Source organism: Massilia sp. H6 (genome assembly GCF_024802625.1).
Taxonomy (GTDB): Bacteria; Pseudomonadota; Gammaproteobacteria; order Burkholderiales; family Burkholderiaceae_D; genus Telluria.
In genome coordinates, this window is the sequence record NZ_CP103371.1 from 3,119,954 (window position 1) to 3,138,098 (window position 18,145).

Below are 18,145 nucleotides of genomic sequence, written 5' to 3' on the forward strand. Positions count from 1 at the left end.
GCGATTTTACCTGAAGCAACCGCCTCTACGATCGCCCAGCGTGGTATTTTTGTTGCCCAGCAGCGATATTTAACCGGGCCCGGGCTGGAGCCGGAGTCAGCTCCAGGCTAATGCAGCGCCGCGGGGTTGTCGCGATCCGATCCGAACAGGGCACCCTCGAGTGAGGCGAGCTCGTCTTGGGTAAAGGCCAGCAAGGCATCCTTGTCCCCATCCTGCCGGTACACCTGCTTGATCAGCGCCGCGCCGCGCCGCCGCAGCGGATGTGCCACGCTCGCGCGCAGCACCAACTGGCGCAGCCTGTCGGCCAGCGCGCGCGCCTCGCGCCGGCTGTGGCGTTCGAGCAGGTCGTGGAGTTGCGCGAGCATGCCTTGGAGGTCGTCGGATGCCGGTTGGCCTGCGCCTGCGTAGCGGCCGCGCGGGGTACTGGCACAATAGCGTTCTTGCAAGACTGGTCCGGTGCGCGCAGCCGAATCACCGGCAGCCGTGCCGCCCCCGCTGCTGCCGCCGGCTTCTTCGAGGCGCTGGCGCAGGTCGGCCACCCGCCCGCGCAGCCGGCGCGCGGCCTCTTCTTCGCCCTGCTGGCCCAGCGTGGATGCCAGCCGCAACTGGATGCTGAGGGTATCGGGATGACTGGCGCCGAGGTGGCGCTCGCGGGTCCAGGCCAGCGATTCCTGGATGCGGCGCACTGCCGCCAGGTCGCCCTGCGCCGCCAGGATGTCGGCCAGCGCTTCGCGCGCCTGCAAGGTCGGGGCGGCGTCGGCGCCGTCGTGGCGTTCGCGCGCACGCAGTACGGATTCGAGCAGCCGCCGCGCATTGCCCAGGTCGCCCATTTCGCCGAGCAGCTGGGCCAGCCGCTGGCTGCAGCGCAGCGTGTCGTCGTGTTCGCCTCCCTGCAAGCAGCGGCGCCCATCCAGCACGCGTTCGCACAGCACGCGCGCGCGGTCGAACTCGTGCTGTCCGGCCAGGGTCACGGCCAGGTCTTCGAGGCTGTCGAGGGTGGCGACATGGGTATCGCCCCACAAGCGCTCGCAGATGGCTACCACCTGCTCGTGCAGCGCCAGCGCGCGCTCGCCCTCGCCGAGCTGGCCGAGCACGCGCGCCAGGCGCGAGCGCGCCGCCAGCGTGTCGGGATGCTCGGCGCCGACACTGCGCGCACAGCCCTGCGCCAGCAACTCGTAGTCGCGGCGCGCCTCGTGCAGGCGACCAGCGCCATGCTGCAGCGCCGCCAGCAGGCGCAGCCCCGCGCGCGACTGGGCATGGTCCTGGCCCAGCGCTGCGCGCCGCAGCGCCAGGCTTTCGGCGAGGTAGTCGGCAGCCTCGCTGGTGCGGCCTTCGTCGCGGCACAACACGCCCAGCCGCGCCAGGCTGGCCGCCAGCGCCACTGAAGAAGCAAGCGCGGCATCGGGAACGCGCGCGCGCTCGATCTCCCTGCGCAGACGCACTTCGGCCAGCGAATGCCAGGGGAAGTCGCCTTGCCTGAACCAGGACAGCAGGCAGGCGGCCGGGCGCGCCAGCGCGCGCCAGTCGGCGCCGGGGCCGGCAATGGCCAGCGCGTCGGCCAGCGGCAGCTGGAGTTCGTCGAACCAGCTGTCCAGGCGCAAACGGGTCATGCCGTAGGCGGCGCGCAGCAGCGCCTCGAGGCGCGGCTGGTAGCCCGCCAGGCCCTGGCTGCTATCGCCGCGCCGCCAGCGCTGGCCCGGGTCGCTGCGCGCGCCCTCGGCGCTGCAGGCCATCGGGTAGACCAGCAGCGGGCGTTGTTCGTCTTCGTGGGTACAGCGGTAGTCGATGGCGCGCCGTACCACGCCCTCCAGGCCATCGAGGCTGCCTGGCGCTGGCGTGAACAGGCCCACGATGCGGTCGGGCAGCAGCGTGGTGCAGACGCTGACGCTGGCCGAGCGCCCGCCCCGGCTGGCAATGAGCACATGGCTGAAATGGCGCCGCATGCGGGCGGCAAAGCGGCGTAACAGCGCCGGGCAGGCGTCGAACAGGGCATCCCAGTCGAGCCGCTCGGCGCGATCGGGGTAGGTGTCGTCAAAGCGCCCGGCGCGCATCAGGTACAGCCGATGGCGGCCATCGGCGCGCTCGATGTAGCGGCGCCAGTCGACCGAATCGAGCACGGCATCGGCCAGCGCTTCGCCGCAATCGCCATGGGCGCCGCGCTGGAACTCGCGCTGGACCTGCAGCCGTTCGCGCAGCGCGGCGACATATTCGGCCAGGCCGGGCGGGTGCTCCGGGTGCTCCGGGTGATCCTGGGCGGCGCCCTCGTCGTGGGCCGGCGCGGCATCTTGACCTGCGTAGGCGTGCAGCGAGGGCGCATCGAGGTCCCAGTCGATCATGAGGACCGGTCCCGCCATTGGCTCGCCCGCCAACTGCAGCGCCATGGCGGCCAGCAGGCCGTTGCGGGCGGGCCCGCCTTCGTAGGAATACAAGGTAGTGATTGCACCGGGATTATCCAGCGGTGGAAGCAGGGTCGTGAGCCCGTTCTTGTCCATGTTCCTCCTCATTTTTTCGGGAATGCCAGCTCAGGCAGCGCGCGCCACTCAGGTGGGACATCGGGAAGCACGAATTGGTTGCAGTCGTGGTTGGGTGGCGTATGCTTTTTTTGGCATTGGTAATGCAGCGCGATCCGTTTGACCATCTTGTCAATGTCTGGCAAGAAGTCCGGGTTAGATTTCAGGTCGGCGGTCGCCATCGTGAAGTGAGAAAAGTCCACGTAGAAGCTGTTCTCGGTAATTTGCGACGGCAGCGAATCGGGGTGCCGGGTCATGATCACCGGAATGATCAGGTGGCTCGGCAAGGGGTACCAGGTAGCGCGTTCGGCTTCGAGCAGGCGCATGGCTGCGTATTCGCGCCGCGTATAGGCATGCGCCTCGTATTTCGGGGTGTAGATCAGGATCATGCAGACGCTCTCGCACATGGCGCGCGCGATCTTGCGGTCCAGGTCGTCCCCTCCGCCCAGCTGCTCGGTGTCGATGAACAGCTCGTCTTCGTTGTCGAAGTAAGGTTCGAGATAGCAGCGCAGCGCGTCGGCCAGGGCGGTCTTGAACCGGTTCATCAGGTCGTGCCTGCCATGTGCGTAGCTGAAGAAACACCCGTAACGGATCGCCATTGCATGCTCCCATTCCAATTTCCCGAGGCGTACCGTTTGACTCTAGCGCTGCCGACCTCAGCCACTTTGCGGGGGCACAAGCGCGCCGGCGGCCTGGTCGGCATCGGCGCCGAGTGGTCTTCAGGCATAATTCCGCCGATTAATGAATCGAGGTAGCGGACATGAAAGAGAGCAAATGAAAGCGTTGCGATGCAATCAGTGGGGACCCAGCAGCAGCCTGGTGATCGAGGACCTGCCCGACCTGGTGCCAGGCCCGGGCGAGGTGGTGGTCGACGTCAGGGCGGCCGGCGTGAATTTCCCGGACCTGCTCACGGTGCAGGGCAAGTACCAGGTGCGTCCGGAACTGCCCTTCACGCCGGGCAACGAATTCGCCGGCAGCGTGCGCGCCGTGGGCGCGGGCGTGACCGCCTTCGCGCCGGGCCAGCACGTCATCGGCTTCACCCGTACCGGCGCCTTCGCCGAGCAAGCCATCGCCGCTGGCGAGGCCTTGATGCCGATGCCCCCAGAAATGGATTTTGATACCGCCGCCGCCATCACCCTCACCTACGGTACCTCGCACCATGCGGTCGTGGACCGCGCCGCCCTGCAGCCTGGCGAGACCATGCTGGTGCTGGGCGCGGCCGGCGGCGTCGGCCTGGCCGCGATCGAGATCGGCAAGGCCCTGGGCGCGCGCGTGATCGCGGCCGCTTCCACCGATGAGAAGCTGGCGCTGTGCCGCAAGCATGGCGCCGATGACGTGATCAACTACGACAAGCAAGACCTGCGCGAGGCGATCAAGGCGGCCACCGGCGGCCGCGGCCCGGACGTGATCTACGATCCGGTCGGCGGGCCCTACAGCGAACCGGCGCTGCGCTCGATCGCCTGGCGTGGACGCCACCTGGTCGTGGGCTTCGCGGCCGGCGACATTCCCAGGCTGCCGTGGAACCTGATGCTACTCAAGGGCGCGTCGGTGATCGGCGTGTTCTGGGGTGATTTCGTGCGGCGCGAGCCCGCCGCCAACCTGGCGGCGATGCGCCAGATGCTGGACTGGATGGCGCAAGGCAAGCTCAATCCGCTGGTCTCGAAAAAATATGCGCTGGCCGATACGGCGCAGGCGCTCGACGACATGGCGGCGCGCAAGGTGATGGGGAAAGTCGTCATCAATCCCTAGGAACGTTCAAAGGCCCGGCACCACCGGCCCGCCCCACCGGTCAGGTGTCCGCGACCGCGTCGACGCCCTGGAAGAACCCGACCACGTCGGCCTGGACGCGGGTGCGCTTGAACGGCGGCAGGCTTTGCCAGATGCGCCGCCCGTAAGGCTTGGTGATCAGGCGCGGATCGCAGATCATCAGCACGCCGCGGTCGTCGACGTCGCGGATCAGGCGCCCCGCCCCCTGCTTGAGCGTAATGATCGCCTCGGGCAACTGGTGGTGCATGAAGCCGTTCATGCCCTGCTTTTCCATCACCTCGATGCGCGCGGCCAGTACCGGGTCGTCGGGCGGGGCGAAGGGCAGCTTGTCGATGATCACCAGCGACAGCGCCTCGCCGCGTACGTCGACGCCTTCCCAGAAACTCTGGCTGCCGACCAGCACCGCGTTGCCGGCATTGCGGAAGGAATCGAGCAGTTCGGTGCGGCCACGTTCGCCCTGCACAAATAGCGGAAACGCCAGGCCGCGTTCGGCGAATTCCGTGCGCAGGCGCTCGGCCACCTTGTTCACCGCGCGTATCGTCGTGCACAAGAAGAAGGTGCGTCCGCCCGCGGCCTCGATCACCGGCAGCGCCGCGTCGACCACGGCGTCGGTGTAGTGCATCGAGTTCGGTTCCGGCAGGCCGGTCGGCACGTACAGGATACCCTGCTCGCCATAATTAAAGGGGCTGGGCCAGGTCATGGCCGGCTCGCCGCTCAGGCCCATCTGCTCGGAGAAATGCTTGAAATCGTTCTTCACCGCCAGCGTCGCCGAGGTAAAGATCCAGCTGCGCGCAGTGCCTTCGCGCTGGCTGGTAAAGATCGGCGCGATCGACAAGGGCGTCTTGTGCAGTTGCAGCGAAGACGAGAACGCCTCGACCCACAGCACCGCTTCGTCGCCTTCGACCACCTTGCCTTTCTTCGGATCGGCCTTCCATGCATCGTAAGAGGCGGCCAGTTCGAGCGCCCGCACGCGGCAGGCGTCGACCGTCTCGGCGCGCGCGGCATGCTCTTCCAGCACAGTGATCATGCCGGCCAGTTCTTCTTTCAGTCGGGCCAGCGCCGGGAAAAAGCTTGAAGTCGGCAAGACCTGCGGCAGCGACAGCCGGGTACTGCCCTCGGGGAAGGTCAGGCGCAGGTCGCGCGCGGCTTTTTCGACCACCGTCACCACCTTGCCCCAGTCCGGTCCGCGCGCGTGCGCCAGGCCTTCGGCCAGCACGTCGCGGCACAATTCCAGCACCTGCGAGGTCGAGACCGAGGTGCCGAAGAACAGCGTGGCGGTATCGGGCAACTGGTGCGCCTCGTCGAAGATGATGGTGTTGGCCGAGGGCAGCAGCTCGGCCACGCCGGTATCTTTCAGTGCCACGTCGGCGAAGAACAGATGGTGGTTCACCACGACCACGTCTGCCTGCTGGGCTTCCCTGCGCGCCTTCATGACGAAACAGTCCTGGTAGTACTGGCACTCGGCACCCATGCAGGTGTCGCGGGTCGAGGTCACCAGGTTCCACACCGTGGCGGTTTCCGGCACCTTGGCCAGCTCGGCCTTGTCGCCCGAACTGGTCATCTTGATGAAGCGCGAGATCTCGCGCAGGTGCCCGACGTCGTCGCGCGAGGTCAGGCGGCCGTTGCTCAGCGTGCGCTCGAGGTGGAAATGGCAGACATAGTTCGAGCGGCCCTTGAGCAGCGCCACCGATACCGGCGCGCGCAAGGCGGCGCGAATGGTGGGGATGTCGCGCAAGAACAGCTGGTCTTGCAGGTTCTTGGTACCGGTCGAAATGATCGTCTTGCCGCCCCACAGCAGCGCCGGGACCAGGTAGGCGAAGGTCTTGCCGGTGCCAGTGCCGGCCTCGGCCATTAGCACTTTCTGCTCGGCCATGGCCTGGGCAACAGCCTTGGCCATCTCGGTCTGGGCCTGGCGCGGCTTGAAGGTGCCGACGGCGGGCGCGAGCGGGCCGCCCGCGCCGAATAAACGGTCGAGCTCGGCGTCATGCTTGCCTGGCGCCCTGGCACTGGCGGGAAGGACGTCACCCTGCGGCGGCGGCGTGTCCGCCGCACCGGCGGCGGGGCCGGAAATCGGAACAGTTGCGGGAAGGTGGTCGGTCAAAATGGGTGTTTCTCGGTAGCCCTTGGACAGGCGGATGGGTTCAGGCTGGAATGTCGGGCACCAGCTGCATCTTCAGCAGCGTAATATGATCCTTCAATTGCAGCTTACGCTTTTTCAGACGGCGCAGCTGGAGCTGGTCGCCATGGCCGTCGTCGGTCAGCATCGAAATGACCGCATCGAGGTCGCGGTGTTCCACGTCGAGTTCTACGATGCGGCGCTGGAGGTCCTGGACGTCGGTCATGATTACTGTTCCAAACAGGTCTGTTCAAAAGCGGTTGCGGGAATATACGGGGGCCTGGCGCCAGGCGTCGCCCCCACATGCGGATGGCGCTCGGGGGATACGCAGCCGGGCGAATGTGTGTTCAGCTTGCAACACCACGGCTTCTCGGTGCATAGTTTAATCTACGCTGAGGTTGCCGCCAACAAAGTTCGGCGCGAGCACGACGGAATCAACAGGCTTATGACACCATACAAGATTGAAGCGGGCACCGCGCAACACATTGGCAACCGCCCGCAGCAGAACGACCGCATCGCCTTCCTGACCGGCGCCCGCGCGCCCGGCTACATGCTGGCGGTGCTCTCGGACGGCATCGGCAACGCGGCCGCTTCCGAACAGGTACTGCATACGGCGCGCCAGGTATTCGACGAATTCAAGCCGGGCGAGCACGCCAGCATCGAGCGCATCGCCCAACTGTTGCGCGACATCGTCAGCGAAACCCATCTGGTCATCAAGATGAATGCCGTCGCCTCCAAGACCCAGTCGCATGCCAGCTTTATCGGGCTGGTGCTCACGCCGCACGGCGATGCCGTGTGGGGACAGGTCGGCGATTCGCGCCTGTACCATTTCCACGACGGCGACTGCGTGACGCGCACGGGCGACGCCGAATATATTCAGCACCTGATGGCGAGCGACCGGCTGCCCGAAGAAGCGGCGAAGAACCACCGCAAGTCCAAACTGCTGCTCAATGTCCTGGGCAACAGCCGCAAGGATCCGTATGTCGCGATCGGCAGCTGCAGCGGACTGGCGCCGTCAGACTGCTTCCTGCTGGCCTCGGACGGCCTGTGGCATTTCTTCACCGACGCGGAACTGGCAGCAGCTGTCAGCCGCGCCTCGCCGCGCCAGGCATCGGAAATGCTGATCAACAAGGCCGGCGAACGCTCCCAGGGTAAAGGCGGCAATTGCAGCATGGGGATCGTCAAGCTGGTGCGCCCGGCGCCCGGGGCGCCAGCGGTGTAAGGCCTGGGGCCGGCGTCCAGCCTTACTTGCCGGCCGCCGCTTCACTCGCCTTTTTCGCTGCCGCCTTGGCCTCGCGCTCGGCCAGACGCTCTGCCACGTCGCGCTGGCGCTGTTCGGCCTTGCGCTTGCGCTCCTCGAACGCGGCCACATTCGCTGCTGCCTTCGCGGCCTGCTGCGGCGCCTGTTCTGCTTCTTGCCGGGCCTTGGCATTACGGCGCGCGATGCGGGTCGCGGCCGGCGACGGCTTCGGGGGCGGCGCGGCGCCGACCTGGCGCGGCGGCGCCGGTGGCTGGGCCGCCAGCGCTGCTTCCTCGGCCCTGAACTGGGCGTCGGCTACTGCGATCTCGCGGTCGCGCTGCTCGACCTTGGCGCGGCGCTTGAAGCGCTCGGCGTCGATTTCGATATCGCGCTGGGCGGCCAGGGCGGCGCGGCGGCGTTCCTTGGCTTCGTCGAGACAGTGATTGACGAAGAATTTGGCGTAGCAGTGCGCTTCGCGTTCGGCGTAGCGCGCCGCGATCGACGCGCGCTCGGCATTCACGGCAGCCAGCCGTGCATCGGCCTGCGCCACCGAGGTGCTGGGCTCGACGGGCGCCACGGATGGGCCGGGATCGACCGTTGAACAGGCAGCCAGCAGCGCTGCCGCCAGGAGGGTTGCTACGCCGCGCAATACTGGATGACTCGTCATGGATGTCCTTGTAGATCTATCAGGCAATGGCGTCGGCTGCGCCGCGCCGTTCGGCGAGCATGTACTCGCGCGACTGCATTTCAATGATACGCGAGACGGTGCGGTGGAATTCGTTCGCCAGCATGCCCTGGGTGTACAGCTCTTCGGGTTCGACCGCGGCCGACATGATCAGCTTGACCTTGTGGTCGTAGAACACGTCGATCAGCCAGGTGAAGCGGCGCGCCTCGGACGACTGGCCGGCCGACATCGCCGGAATGCTCGACAGCACCACCGTATGGAAGCGCGTGGCCAGTTCGAGATAGTCGTTCTGCGAACGCGGCCCGCCGCACAGGGTGGCGAAATCGAACCAGATCACGCCGCCGGCGCGGCGCAGCGAACGGATCTCGCGGTTCTCGATATGAACGATCGGGTGCTCGTCGGCAGTATCGGCCACCCTGGCATAGGCATCGCGCAGGGCCCGGTCCGAGGCCGCGTCGAGCGGCGTGTAATAGGCCTGCACCTGCTCCATGGCGCGCTTGCGGTAGTCGTTGCCGGCGTCGACGTTCAGGATGTCGAGCCTGTCCTTGAGCAGGGCGATGGTCGGCAGCATGCGGTCGCGGTGCAGGCCGTCCGGGTAGAGCGTGGACGGCTCGTAGTTCGAGGTCATCACGAAGCTCACGCCGTTGGCGAACAGGGCGGACAGCAGGTTGTAAAGGATCATGGCGTCGGCGATGTCCGAGACGTGGAACTCGTCGAAGCAGATCAGGCGGTATTTCCGGGCGATGCGCTTGGCCACTTCGTCGAGCGGATCGGCCACGCCCTTGAGCTCATCGAGCTGGCCGTGCACGGCGCGCATGAATTCGTGGAAGTGCAGGCGCGTCTTGCGCACCACCGGCACCACCGAGTAGAACGAGTCCATCAGGAACGACTTGCCGCGCCCTACCCCGCCCCACAGGTACACGCCCCTGGGCACGTCGGGACGGTTGATGAGGCGCTTGAAAGCGGACGAGCGCTGGGACTTGTACCCGACCCACGCGTCGTAGGCCTGCTGCAGGCGATCGACCGCGGCCTGCTGGGCCGGATCGGACTTGAAGCCGCGCTCGGCGAGCGCGTGCTGGTAGTACTCTTGGACGTTCATGGATGCATCATTCAATACGGGGTGATTTGCACGGAATCGGCAAGACCACCGACGTCGATACAACATAGGGTGGACGGGAGACCCGCCCACCCTATCGGACATGTCACCGTGAACGGTGACGAATGTCGGTAATGCTTAGAAGTTCAGCGAGCGCTTGTCCACCGCCAGCGCGGCCTCTTTCACCGCTTCCGACAGCGACGGGTGCGCGTGGCAGATGCGGGCGATGTCTTCCGACGAGGCCTTGAATTCCATCGCCACCACGGCTTCCGAGATCAGTTCCGAGGCCATCGGGCCAACGATGTGCACACCCAGGATTTCGTCGGTCGTGGCATCGGCCAAAAACTTCACCATGCCCGACGTGTCGCCCAGCGCGCGCGCGCGGCCGTTGGCCATGAACGGGAAGGTGCCGGCCTTGTAGGCGACGCCGTCGGCCTTGAGCTGCTGCTCGGTCTTGCCGACCCAGGAAATTTCGGGCGAGGTGTAGATCACCCACGGAATGGTGTTGAAATTGACGTGGCCGTGCTGGCCGGCGATGCGCTCGGCAACCGCCACGCCTTCTTCTTCGGCCTTGTGCGCCAGCATCGGGCCGCGCACGACGTCGCCCACCGCCCACACGCCCGGCAGGCTGGTGCGGCATTCGTCGTCCACCACCACGAAACCGCGCTCATCGAGCTGCAGGCCGACCGCTTCGCCATTGAGGCCAGTGGTGTTCGGCACGCGGCCGATCGAGATGATCAGTCGGTCGAACGTGGCCTTCTGCGCCGCGCCGGTGCTGTCGGCGTATTCGACGGTGACGTCGTTGTCGCCCTTGGTGATCGCGCCGATCTGGCAGCCCAGGTTGATCGTCAGGCCCTGCTTGACGAACAGCTTGTGCGCTTCTTTGGCGATCTGCTCGTCGACCGCGCCGAGGAAAGTCGGCAGGCCTTCGAGCACCGTCACTTCGGCGCCGACACGGCGCCATACCGAACCCATTTCCAGGCCGATGACGCCGGCCCCGATCACGCCCAGCTTCGACGGCACCGCCTCGATGGCCAGCGCGCCGGCATTCGACAGGATCAGCTTTTCGTCGAATTCCGCGCCGGCAAGCTGGCGCGCGTTCGAGCCGGTGGCGATGACGACGTTCTTGGCGGTCAGCGTGTCCGTGGTCGGACCGGTGACGGAGACGGTGTAGCCGCCGTCGGCCGTGCCCGCGAAGGCGCCGCGGCCGTGGAAGAAGCTGACCTTGTTTTTCTTGAACAGGAACAGGATGCCGTCGTTGTTCTGCTTGACGATGGTGTCCTTGCGCTTGAGCATGGTGCCGAGATCGAGCTCGAGGCCCGATACCTTGATGCCATGGTCGGCGAAGGCGTGGCCGGCGTGCTCGAAATGCTCGGACGACTGCAGCAGCGCCTTGGACGGGATGCAGCCAACGTTGGTGCAGGTGCCGCCCGGGGCCGGCTTGCCGGCCGCGTTGCTCCACTCGTCGATACAGGCAACCTTGAAGCCCAGCTGCGCTGCACGGATGGCGGCGATATAACCGCCAGGACCGCCGCCGATGACGACGACGTCAAATTGTTTGTCACTCATGTTGGTATTTCCTTGTTTGGGTCGATCGGGGCGTCAACGAGCGCAATGGTCTTCAGGGTCGTGGTGCGCGGCACGCACGACCCGGGAACGCCACCCGGAGCCCCGACGGATCAGTTTATTCTTCGGGAACAAAAATCCACAACAGCAGGTAAATCGCCAGGCCGAAGCCGAAGGTGAGCGTAAACAGCGCGAACACCAGGCGCCAGACCCAGGATTCGACGCCGGTCGCCACCGCCAGCCCGCCGCAGACACCACCGAGCCAGCGGTCGCCGCGCGAGCGGCGCAGCCTGGCCAGTTCGTTGCCCAGGGTCTCACCCAGGCTGTCGTTGCGCTTGCGCAGGTCGATCGGCTGCTCGCTCGACGCAGCCTGGGACAGTACCCGTGCCTTGGCTTGTTCGAATTCGGCATCGCTCAGCGCGCCGGCCTGGTGCAGCTCGTGCAGCCGCTTGATTTCGTCCGACAAGTTCATGTCCTACTCCTTCAAACCGAAGCACGGCGCTGCCTGCCGGCGCGCGCCGCGGTTGGGATTACAGGTCGAGCAACAGGCGCGCCGGGTCTTCCAGCGCGTCCTTCATGGCGACCAGGGCCAGCACGGCTTCGCGGCCGTCGATGATGCGGTGGTCGTACGACATCGCCAGGTAGTTCATCGGACGGATGACGATCTGGCCGTTTTCAACCACGGCGCGGTCCTTGGTCGCGTGCACGCCCAGGATGGCCGACTGCGGCGGGTTGATGATCGGGGTCGACAGCATCGAGCCGAAGGTGCCGCCGTTCGAGATCGAGAAGGTGCCGCCGGTCAGGTCTTCCAGGGTCAGCTTGCCTTCTTTGGCTTTCTGGCCGAATTCGCCGATCTTCTTTTCGATTTCGGCGATCGACATCTGGTCGGCATTGCGCAGGATCGGCACCACCAGGCCGCGCGGCGAACCGACCGCGATACCGATGTCGAAGTAGCCGTGGTAGACGATGTCGTTGCCGTCGACCGAAGCGTTCACGATCGGGTATTTCTTCAGCGCGGCGACGGCGGCCTTGACGAAGAAGGACATGAAGCCCAGCTTGACGCCGTGTTCTTTCTCGAACTTGTCCTTGTACTTGGCGCGCAGTTCCATGACCGGGGCCATGTTCACTTCGTTAAAAGTGGTCAGGATGGCGTTGGTCGACTGCGACTGCAGCAGGCGCTCGGCGATACGGGCGCGCAGGCGGCTCATCGGCACGCGCTCTTCCGGACGGTCGCCCAGGTTGGCGGCGGGCGCGGCGACCTGCTGCAGTGCCGGCCGGGCCGCCGCTGCGGTCGCGGCCGGTGCCGGGGCGGCAGCGGCGGCAGGCTTGCCGGCGACAGCGGCCAGGGCGTCGCCCTTGGTCACGCGGCCGTCGCGGCCCGAGCCGTCCATGCCGGCGGCGTTCATGTTGTTGTCGGCCAGGATTTTGGCCGCGGCCGGCATCGGCACGCCGGACATTGCGCCGCCGCTTGCGGCAGCTGGAGCAGCAGCAGGAGCAGCAGCGGCGCTGCCTGCGATCGGCGCGTTCGGCGCTGCCGACGGAATCGACTTGACCGACAGCGGGCTGGTTTGCGCCGATGCTTCGGTATCGATGATGGCGATGACTTCGCCGGCGACCACGGTGGCGCCGTCGGCCTTGAGCAGTTGCACGATCACGCCCGCGCTTGGCGCTGGCAGCTCAAGGACCACCTTGTCGGTTTCGATATCGATCATGTTTTCGTCGCGATCGACCGTTTCGCCGACTTTCTTGTGCCAGGACAGCAGGGTTGCTTCAGCAACCGATTCCGACAGTACAGGGACCTTGACTTCGATTTGTGCCATTTTTCTAAACTCCGATGTGGTTTTATTCTGTGCAAAAGCCCCAGGCCGAAGCCCGGGGCAGTGGTGTGATTACTTGGCGAGGCGCCGCACGCATCCGCGCGCGGCGCCACATCCTCACTTGGTGAGAATGAACCCTTTCAGCTTCGAGAACGCGGTTTCCAACAGCTCTTTTTGCTGCGCCACGTGCTTGTCGGCATAGCCGACCGCAGGCGATGCCGATGCCGGGCGGCCGGCATAAGCCAGGCGCTGGCCAACTTCGAGGCTCTCGAAGATGTTGTGCTGGATCTGGAACCACGGACCCTGGTTCTGCGGCTCGTCCTGCACCCACACGACCTCGAGCGCGTTCGGGAATTTCTTCAGCTCGGCGGCGAACGACTTGTGCGGGAACGGGTACATCTGCTCCATGCGCACGATGGCGGTGTCGGTGACGCCACGGGTCTTGCGGGTGTTGCACAAGTCATAGTAGACCTTGCCCGAGCAGACCAGCACACGCTTGACCTTCGAGGCGTCGATGCCCTCGTCGACTTCGCCGATGACGGTCTGGAAGCCGCCCTTGGCCAGGTCGGTCAAGGGCGAGCCGGCGTCCTTGTTGCGCAGCAGCGACTTCGGCGTGAAGATCACCAAAGGCTTGCGGAACTGGCGCACCATCTGGCGGCGCAGCAGGTGGAAGATCTGGGCCGCAGTGGTTGGCTGCACCACTTGCATGTTGTTGTCGGCGCACAGCTGCAAGAAGCGCTCGATGCGGGCCGACGAGTGCTCCGGACCCTGGCCTTCGTAGCCGTGCGGCAGCATCATGACCAGACCCGAGGCGCGGCCCCATTTGACTTCGCCCGAGGCGATGAACTGGTCGATGACGACCTGGGCGCCGTTGACGAAGTCACCGAACTGGGCTTCCCAGATGGTCAGCGTATTTGGTTCGGCGGTCGAGAAGCCATACTCGAAGGCGAGCACCGCTTCTTCGGACAGCACCGAGTCGATCACGGTGAAATTGGCCTGGTTGTCCGAGACGTTAGCCAGCGGCAGGTAGATACCCTGGTCCCAGCGTTCGCGGTTCTGGTCGTGCAGCACGGCGTGGCGGTGCACGAAGGTGCCGCGGCCGGCGTCCTGGCCCGACAGGCGGATCGCATAACCCGAGGCCAGCAGCGACGCGAAGCCGAGGTGCTCGCCCATGCCCCAGTCGAGGTTGCACTCGCCCTTGCCCATCTTGCTGCGGTCGTTGAGTACCTTCTCGACCAGCGAGTGCGGCTTGAAGCCTTCCGGGACACGGGTGATGCGTTCGGCCAGGCGCTTGAGTTCGGTGAGCGGCACGGCGGTATCGGCCGCGTCGGTCCATTTCTTGTTCAGGAACGGCGCCCAGTCGACTGCGTACTTGTTCTTGAAGTTGGTCAGCACCGGATCGACCGTGTGCTTGCCGGCGTCCATCGCGTCGCGGTAGGCGGCAACCAGCTGGTCGCCGGCGTCGGCTTCGATGCTGCCCTGCGCGGTCAGCTTCTCGGCGTACAGCTTGCGGGTGCCCGGGTGCTTGGCGATCTTCTTGTACATCAGCGGCTGGGTCAGGGCCGGGGTGTCCTGCTCGTTGTGGCCCAGCTTGCGGTAGCAGACGATGTCCACGACCACGTCCTTGCCGAACTCGGTGCGGTAGTCGATGGCGATCTGCGAGGCCATCACGACCGCTTCCGGATCGTCGGCGTTCACGTGCAGCACCGGTGCTTCGATCATCTTGACGACGTCCGAGCAGTACAGGGTCGAACGCGCGTCGCGCGGGTCGGAGGTGGTAAAGCCGATCTGGTTGTTGATGACGATGTGGACCGTGCCGCCGGTGCCGTAGCCGCGGGTCTGGGCCAGGTTCAGGGTTTCCATGACCACGCCCTGGCCGGCGAAGGCGGCGTCGCCGTGCACCAGGATCGGCAGCACTTCCTTGCCCTTGCGGTCGCCGCGCCGCTCCATGCGCGCCTTGACCGAACCTTCGACTACCGGGTTGACGATTTCAAGGTGCGAAGGATTGAACGCCAGCGACAGGTGGACCGGGCCGCCCGGGGTCGAGATATCGCTCGAGAAGCCCTGGTGGTATTTGACGTCGCCCGATGGCAGGTCGTCGGCGTGCTTGCCTTCGAATTCTTCGAACAGGTCGGCTGGCGACTTGCCCAGGGTGTTGACCAGCACGTTCAGGCGGCCGCGGTGGGCCATGCCGATGACGATTTCCTGCACACCTTTTTCACCGGCGCGCTGGATGACTTCGTCCATCGAGGCGATAAACGATTCGCCGCCCTCGAGCGAGAAGCGCTTGGCACCGACGTACTTGGTGTGCAGGTAGCGCTCCAGGCCTTCGGCTGCGGTCAGGCGCTCGAGGATGTGCTTTTTCTTTTCCAGCGTAAAGGCCGGGGTCGCACGGTTCGACTCCATGCGCTCTTGCAGCCAGCGCTTTTCGGTCGGGTCGCTGATGTACATGAACTCGGCGCCCACCGAACGGCAATACGTATCGCGCAGCATGTTCAGCAGTTCGCGCAGCGGCGCGGTCTCTTTGCCGAAATACGTGTTGCTGATATTGAAGACGGTGTCGAGATCGGCTTCGGTGAAGCCGTAGAAGGCAGGATCGAGCTCCGGCAGTGGCGGGCGCTCCTGGCGCTGCAGCGGATCGAGGTTGGCCCAGCGCGAGCCAAGGTAGCGGTAGGCGGCGATCATCTGGGTCGCGGCGACGCGCTTGCGGCCCATCTCGGCGTCGGTCGAAGCGACCACGGTCCGGATCGGGCCCTGCTTGGCGCGCTCGGCAAACGAGGCGACGACCGACGAATGAACCACATCGGAACGGTTCGAGCCGTCGACGGCCGGCACGTTCTGCATCTGGTCGAAATAGGCGCGCCAGTTGTCGGGCACCGAGCCCGGATTGTCCAGGTAGGCTTCGTATAACTCTTCCACATACGGCGCATTACCGCCGAACAGGTAGGAGTTCGCATTCTGTTGCTGCATCATTCTTGCTCACCTTTCTTCGCGCTTCGCGAATTATTGGGCGGGTTCAGGTAACCTTCCGCGACACGGCCTGACCGGTTAGCGGATCGCACGACTACTCAAGTTGTGGGGAAGGACGAATTTCTTGGGCCATCCGGCACGCTACTGACAAAGCGCAGCCAGACGTGACCCGCGTTATTGTAACGCAAGCTCCTGAGCAGGGCCGATGTCCAGGCCAGATTAATTTGTTTCCGTATGCAAACAACACAACGGGTGTTGACCATGTAAATGATAATCGTTATCATTTATGGATGAGTTTACCCGGATCTCCCTCGTCAGCGCCTGCCGCCCCTACCTCTGCCCTGCCGGGGCCGCGCCGCGCCTTCTTTCTCAAGCAACTGCACCAATGGCATTGGATCAGCTCGGCCATCTGCCTGATGGCCATGCTGCTGTTCAGCTTTACCGGCTTTACCCTCAACCATGCATCCCAGATCGAGGCCAAGCCGGTGGTCACGCGCCTGAAGGCTGCGCTGCCCGAGCCGCTGCGCGCCCAGCTCGAAGCCTACGCCGCCAGCCATGCCGAGGCCGAGGTTCCGCTGCCGAGCGAACTGGCCGACTGGGCCAACGGCGCCTTCCCGGTCGATGTGCGCGGCAAGCGCGCCGAATGGAGCGAAGAAGACGCGTACATCGCCCTGCCCCGTCCCGGCGGCGACGCCTGGCTGCGCATCGGGATCGACGGCGCGGCCGAATACGAGGCCACTTCGCGCGGCGCGATCTCGTGGCTCAATGACATGCACAAGGGACGCAATACCGGCACCGTCTGGAGCTGGTTCATCGACATCTTCGCGATCGCCTGCGTGGTGTTTTGCATCACCGGTTTCCTGATCATGAAATACCACGCGGCGAACCGGCCCGCGACCTGGCCGGTGATCGGCTTTGGCATCGTGCTGCCGGCCGTACTGGCGCTGCTGTTCGTGCACTGAGCGTTCGCGCTTTCCCGGCAAGTATTTGCTTAGCTACTAGTTACCCTCTCATATATAAGGCGATCTAATGAAACTGTCCCACACGCTCGCACTCACGCTGCCGCTCGCATCGGGCTGGGCCATGGCCGCCGATTTGTCCGTGACATTCCAGCTGCCGAAAATGAAAGTGGCCGAATACCACAAGCCGTACGTCGCAATCTGGATCGAGAAAGCCGACGGCGGCGTCGCCTCGACCCTGGCGGTGCTATACGACGTCAAGAAGAAAGACGAAGGCGGCGAGAAGTGGCTCAAGGACTTGCGCACCTGGTGGCGCAAGGCCGGGCGCGATCTCGACATGCCGATCGACGGCGTCAGCGGTGCAACCAAGGCGGTGGGCAGCCACAGCATGGAGTTTGCCAACGCCACCGGAGACCTGCCGGCTGGCAAGTACAAACTGGTGGTGGAAGCGTCGCGCGAAGCCGGCGGGCGCGAACTCGTGCGCCTACCCTTCACCCTGCCGGCCAAGGGCAAGCTGGCCGCCAAGGCAGCCGGCAAGGAAGAACTCGGCGCCGTCTCGATCGCCATCCAGTAACCCTGCAGCACCAGGAGCCCACCATGCACCAGTTCGTCAAGAAAACCGTCCTCGCACTGGCCCTGGCCAGCGTGTCCTTTGGCGCCAGCGCCCACCGCGGCTGGATGCTGCCCAGCACCACCTTTGTCGAGAAAGAAGAAGCCTGGGTCACCATCGACGGGGCGGTCTCGGAAGGCCTGTTCGATTTCGACCATGTGCCGCTGCGCATGGAGAACGTCACCGTGACCGATCCGGGCGGCGCCACCGCGGCGGCGCCCGGCGCGGTCCAGGGCAAGCTGCGCACCACGCTCGACCTGCGCCTGCCGCGGGACGGCACGTATCGCATTGCCCTGGTCAGCGAAAATGTGGTGGGCAGCTACCAGCTCGGTGGCGAAACCAGGCGCGTGCGCGGCACGCCGGCGAGCGTGGCCAAGGACATTCCGGCCGCCGCCACCGAGCTACAGACCTCGACCACCCACAGCCGCATGGAGACCTTCGTCTCGGCCAACAAGCTCAGTCGCGACGCCCTCAAGCCGAGCGGCAAGGGCCTGGAACTGGTGCCGGTCACCCACCCGAACGACCTGCGCGCCGGCGAGCCGGCGAGGTTGCGTTTCCAGCTCGATGGCAAGCCGCTGGCGAACTTTCCGTTCTCGCTGGTGCCCGGTGGCGTCAAGTACCGCGGCACCATCGGCGAGATCCGCCTGGTCACCGACGCCAGCGGCGAAGCCAGCTTCACCCTGCCGGCGCCGAACCGCTACTGGCTCAGCGCCAGGTTCCCGGTCGAGCAGGACAAGGGGCCGGGCGAGCCGGGTGCGCGCCGCTACGCCTACTCGGCCACGCTCGAAGTACTGCCGGAGTAAGGCCGG

General features: G+C 65.6%; 15 protein-coding genes. 5 read left to right on the forward strand and 10 right to left on the reverse strand.

Annotation, left to right across the window (positions count from 1 at the left end):
- Positions 1–107: 107 nt before the first annotated feature.
- Together NRS07_RS14015 and NRS07_RS14020 are read right to left on the reverse strand one after the other, a co-directional pair.
- Positions 108–2,492 carry a tetratricopeptide repeat protein gene (locus tag NRS07_RS14015; protein ID WP_259207935.1) on the reverse strand — a complete coding sequence of 795 codons (2,385 nt, stop codon included), beginning with the start codon at positions 2,490–2,492 and terminating at the stop codon, positions 108–110.
- Positions 2,493–2,500: 8 nt separating this feature from the next.
- Positions 2,501–3,109, reverse strand: coding sequence for a toll/interleukin-1 receptor domain-containing protein (locus tag NRS07_RS14020; RefSeq protein WP_259207937.1), 609 nt, complete (start codon positions 3,107–3,109; stop codon positions 2,501–2,503).
- A gap of 175 nt (positions 3,110–3,284) precedes the next feature.
- On the opposite strand from NRS07_RS14020, the gene NRS07_RS14025 reads away from it, so the two are divergent.
- Entirely contained in the window at positions 3,285–4,259 is a 975-nt protein-coding gene (locus NRS07_RS14025) for an NADPH:quinone oxidoreductase family protein (RefSeq protein WP_259207939.1), read from the forward strand.
- A gap of 40 nt (positions 4,260–4,299) precedes the next feature.
- On the opposite strand, the gene NRS07_RS14030 is transcribed toward NRS07_RS14025, so the two are convergent.
- A complete protein-coding gene (locus NRS07_RS14030) occupies positions 4,300–6,378 on the reverse strand; it encodes an ATP-dependent DNA helicase (protein WP_373889829.1) in 2,079 nt (692 codons plus the stop codon).
- A gap of 40 nt (positions 6,379–6,418) precedes the next feature.
- A complete protein-coding gene (locus tag NRS07_RS14035) occupies positions 6,419–6,619 on the reverse strand; it encodes a YdcH family protein (protein ID WP_259207942.1) in 201 nt (66 codons plus the stop codon).
- A gap of 219 nt (positions 6,620–6,838) precedes the next feature.
- Here NRS07_RS14035 and NRS07_RS14040 point away from each other — a divergent pair, with 219 nt between their 5' ends.
- Positions 6,839–7,615, forward strand: coding sequence for a PP2C family serine/threonine-protein phosphatase (locus NRS07_RS14040; RefSeq protein WP_259207943.1), 777 nt, complete (start codon positions 6,839–6,841; stop codon positions 7,613–7,615).
- A 22-nt stretch (positions 7,616–7,637) separates the two neighbouring features.
- Here NRS07_RS14040 and NRS07_RS14045 read toward each other — a convergent pair whose 3' ends face one another.
- The 6 genes from NRS07_RS14045 to NRS07_RS14070 form a co-directional block, all read right to left on the reverse strand.
- Positions 7,638–8,300: a hypothetical protein gene (locus NRS07_RS14045; protein WP_259207945.1), complete on the reverse strand. Its 663-nt coding sequence runs from the start codon at positions 8,298–8,300 to the stop codon at positions 7,638–7,640.
- 19 nt (positions 8,301–8,319) lie between these two features.
- The gene (gene zapE, locus NRS07_RS14050) at positions 8,320–9,417 is read right to left on the reverse strand and encodes a cell division protein ZapE (RefSeq protein WP_259207948.1); all 1,098 of its coding nucleotides are present in this window, start codon (positions 9,415–9,417) and stop codon (positions 8,320–8,322) included.
- 135 nt (positions 9,418–9,552) lie between these two features.
- Positions 9,553–10,983 carry a dihydrolipoyl dehydrogenase gene (gene lpdA / locus NRS07_RS14055; RefSeq protein ID WP_259207949.1) on the reverse strand — a complete coding sequence of 477 codons (1,431 nt, stop codon included), beginning with the start codon at positions 10,981–10,983 and terminating at the stop codon, positions 9,553–9,555.
- 115 nt (positions 10,984–11,098) lie between these two features.
- Positions 11,099–11,452, reverse strand: a complete 354-nt coding sequence (locus NRS07_RS14060) for a PspC domain-containing protein (RefSeq protein WP_259207952.1) — start codon at positions 11,450–11,452, stop codon at positions 11,099–11,101.
- Between the two features lie 58 nt (positions 11,453–11,510).
- Positions 11,511–12,800, reverse strand: a complete 1,290-nt coding sequence (odhB, locus tag NRS07_RS14065) for a 2-oxoglutarate dehydrogenase complex dihydrolipoyllysine-residue succinyltransferase (protein ID WP_259207954.1) — start codon at positions 12,798–12,800, stop codon at positions 11,511–11,513.
- 114 nt (positions 12,801–12,914) lie between these two features.
- Entirely contained in the window at positions 12,915–15,770 is a 2,856-nt protein-coding gene (locus NRS07_RS14070; protein ID WP_259207956.1) for a 2-oxoglutarate dehydrogenase E1 component, read from the reverse strand.
- A 287-nt stretch (positions 15,771–16,057) separates the two neighbouring features.
- Between NRS07_RS14070 and NRS07_RS14075 the strand changes: the two genes are divergently transcribed.
- The 3 genes from NRS07_RS14075 (at position 16,058) to NRS07_RS14085 (ending at position 18,139) form a co-directional block, all read left to right on the forward strand.
- Positions 16,058–16,729 carry a PepSY-associated TM helix domain-containing protein gene (locus tag NRS07_RS14075; RefSeq protein WP_259207958.1) on the forward strand — a complete coding sequence of 224 codons (672 nt, stop codon included), beginning with the start codon at positions 16,058–16,060 and terminating at the stop codon, positions 16,727–16,729.
- Positions 16,730–16,796: 67 nt separating this feature from the next.
- Complete coding sequence (locus NRS07_RS14080) at positions 16,797–17,300, forward strand: DUF2271 domain-containing protein (protein WP_259207960.1); 504 nt, start codon at positions 16,797–16,799, stop codon at positions 17,298–17,300.
- A gap of 23 nt (positions 17,301–17,323) precedes the next feature.
- Positions 17,324–18,139, forward strand: coding sequence for a DUF4198 domain-containing protein (locus tag NRS07_RS14085; protein WP_259207962.1), 816 nt, complete (start codon positions 17,324–17,326; stop codon positions 18,137–18,139).
- Positions 18,140–18,145 lie beyond the last annotated feature (6 nt).

Coding starts and splice junctions, on each gene's coding strand:
- NRS07_RS14015 (WP_259207935.1), bottom strand. CDS start 2,492: ATGGACAAGAACGGGCTCACGACCCTGCTTCCACCGCTGGATAATCCC.
- NRS07_RS14020 (WP_259207937.1), bottom strand. CDS start 3,109: ATGGCGATCCGTTACGGGTGTTTCTTCAGCTACGCACATGGCAGGCAC.
- NRS07_RS14025 (WP_259207939.1), top strand. CDS start 3,285: ATGAAAGCGTTGCGATGCAATCAGTGGGGACCCAGCAGCAGCCTGGTG.
- NRS07_RS14035 (WP_259207942.1), bottom strand. CDS start 6,619: ATGACCGACGTCCAGGACCTCCAGCGCCGCATCGTAGAACTCGACGTG.
- NRS07_RS14040 (WP_259207943.1), top strand. CDS start 6,839: ATGACACCATACAAGATTGAAGCGGGCACCGCGCAACACATTGGCAAC.
- NRS07_RS14045 (WP_259207945.1), bottom strand. CDS start 8,300: ATGACGAGTCATCCAGTATTGCGCGGCGTAGCAACCCTCCTGGCGGCA.
- zapE (WP_259207948.1), bottom strand. CDS start 9,417: ATGAACGTCCAAGAGTACTACCAGCACGCGCTCGCCGAGCGCGGCTTC.
- lpdA (WP_259207949.1), bottom strand. CDS start 10,983: ATGAGTGACAAACAATTTGACGTCGTCGTCATCGGCGGCGGTCCTGGC.
- NRS07_RS14060 (WP_259207952.1), bottom strand. CDS start 11,452: ATGAACTTGTCGGACGAAATCAAGCGGCTGCACGAGCTGCACCAGGCC.
- odhB (WP_259207954.1), bottom strand. CDS start 12,800: ATGGCACAAATCGAAGTCAAGGTCCCTGTACTGTCGGAATCGGTTGCT.
- NRS07_RS14070 (WP_259207956.1), bottom strand. CDS start 15,770: ATGATGCAGCAACAGAATGCGAACTCCTACCTGTTCGGCGGTAATGCG.
- NRS07_RS14075 (WP_259207958.1), top strand. CDS start 16,058: ATGAGTTTACCCGGATCTCCCTCGTCAGCGCCTGCCGCCCCTACCTCT.
- NRS07_RS14080 (WP_259207960.1), top strand. CDS start 16,797: ATGAAACTGTCCCACACGCTCGCACTCACGCTGCCGCTCGCATCGGGC.
- NRS07_RS14085 (WP_259207962.1), top strand. CDS start 17,324: ATGCACCAGTTCGTCAAGAAAACCGTCCTCGCACTGGCCCTGGCCAGC.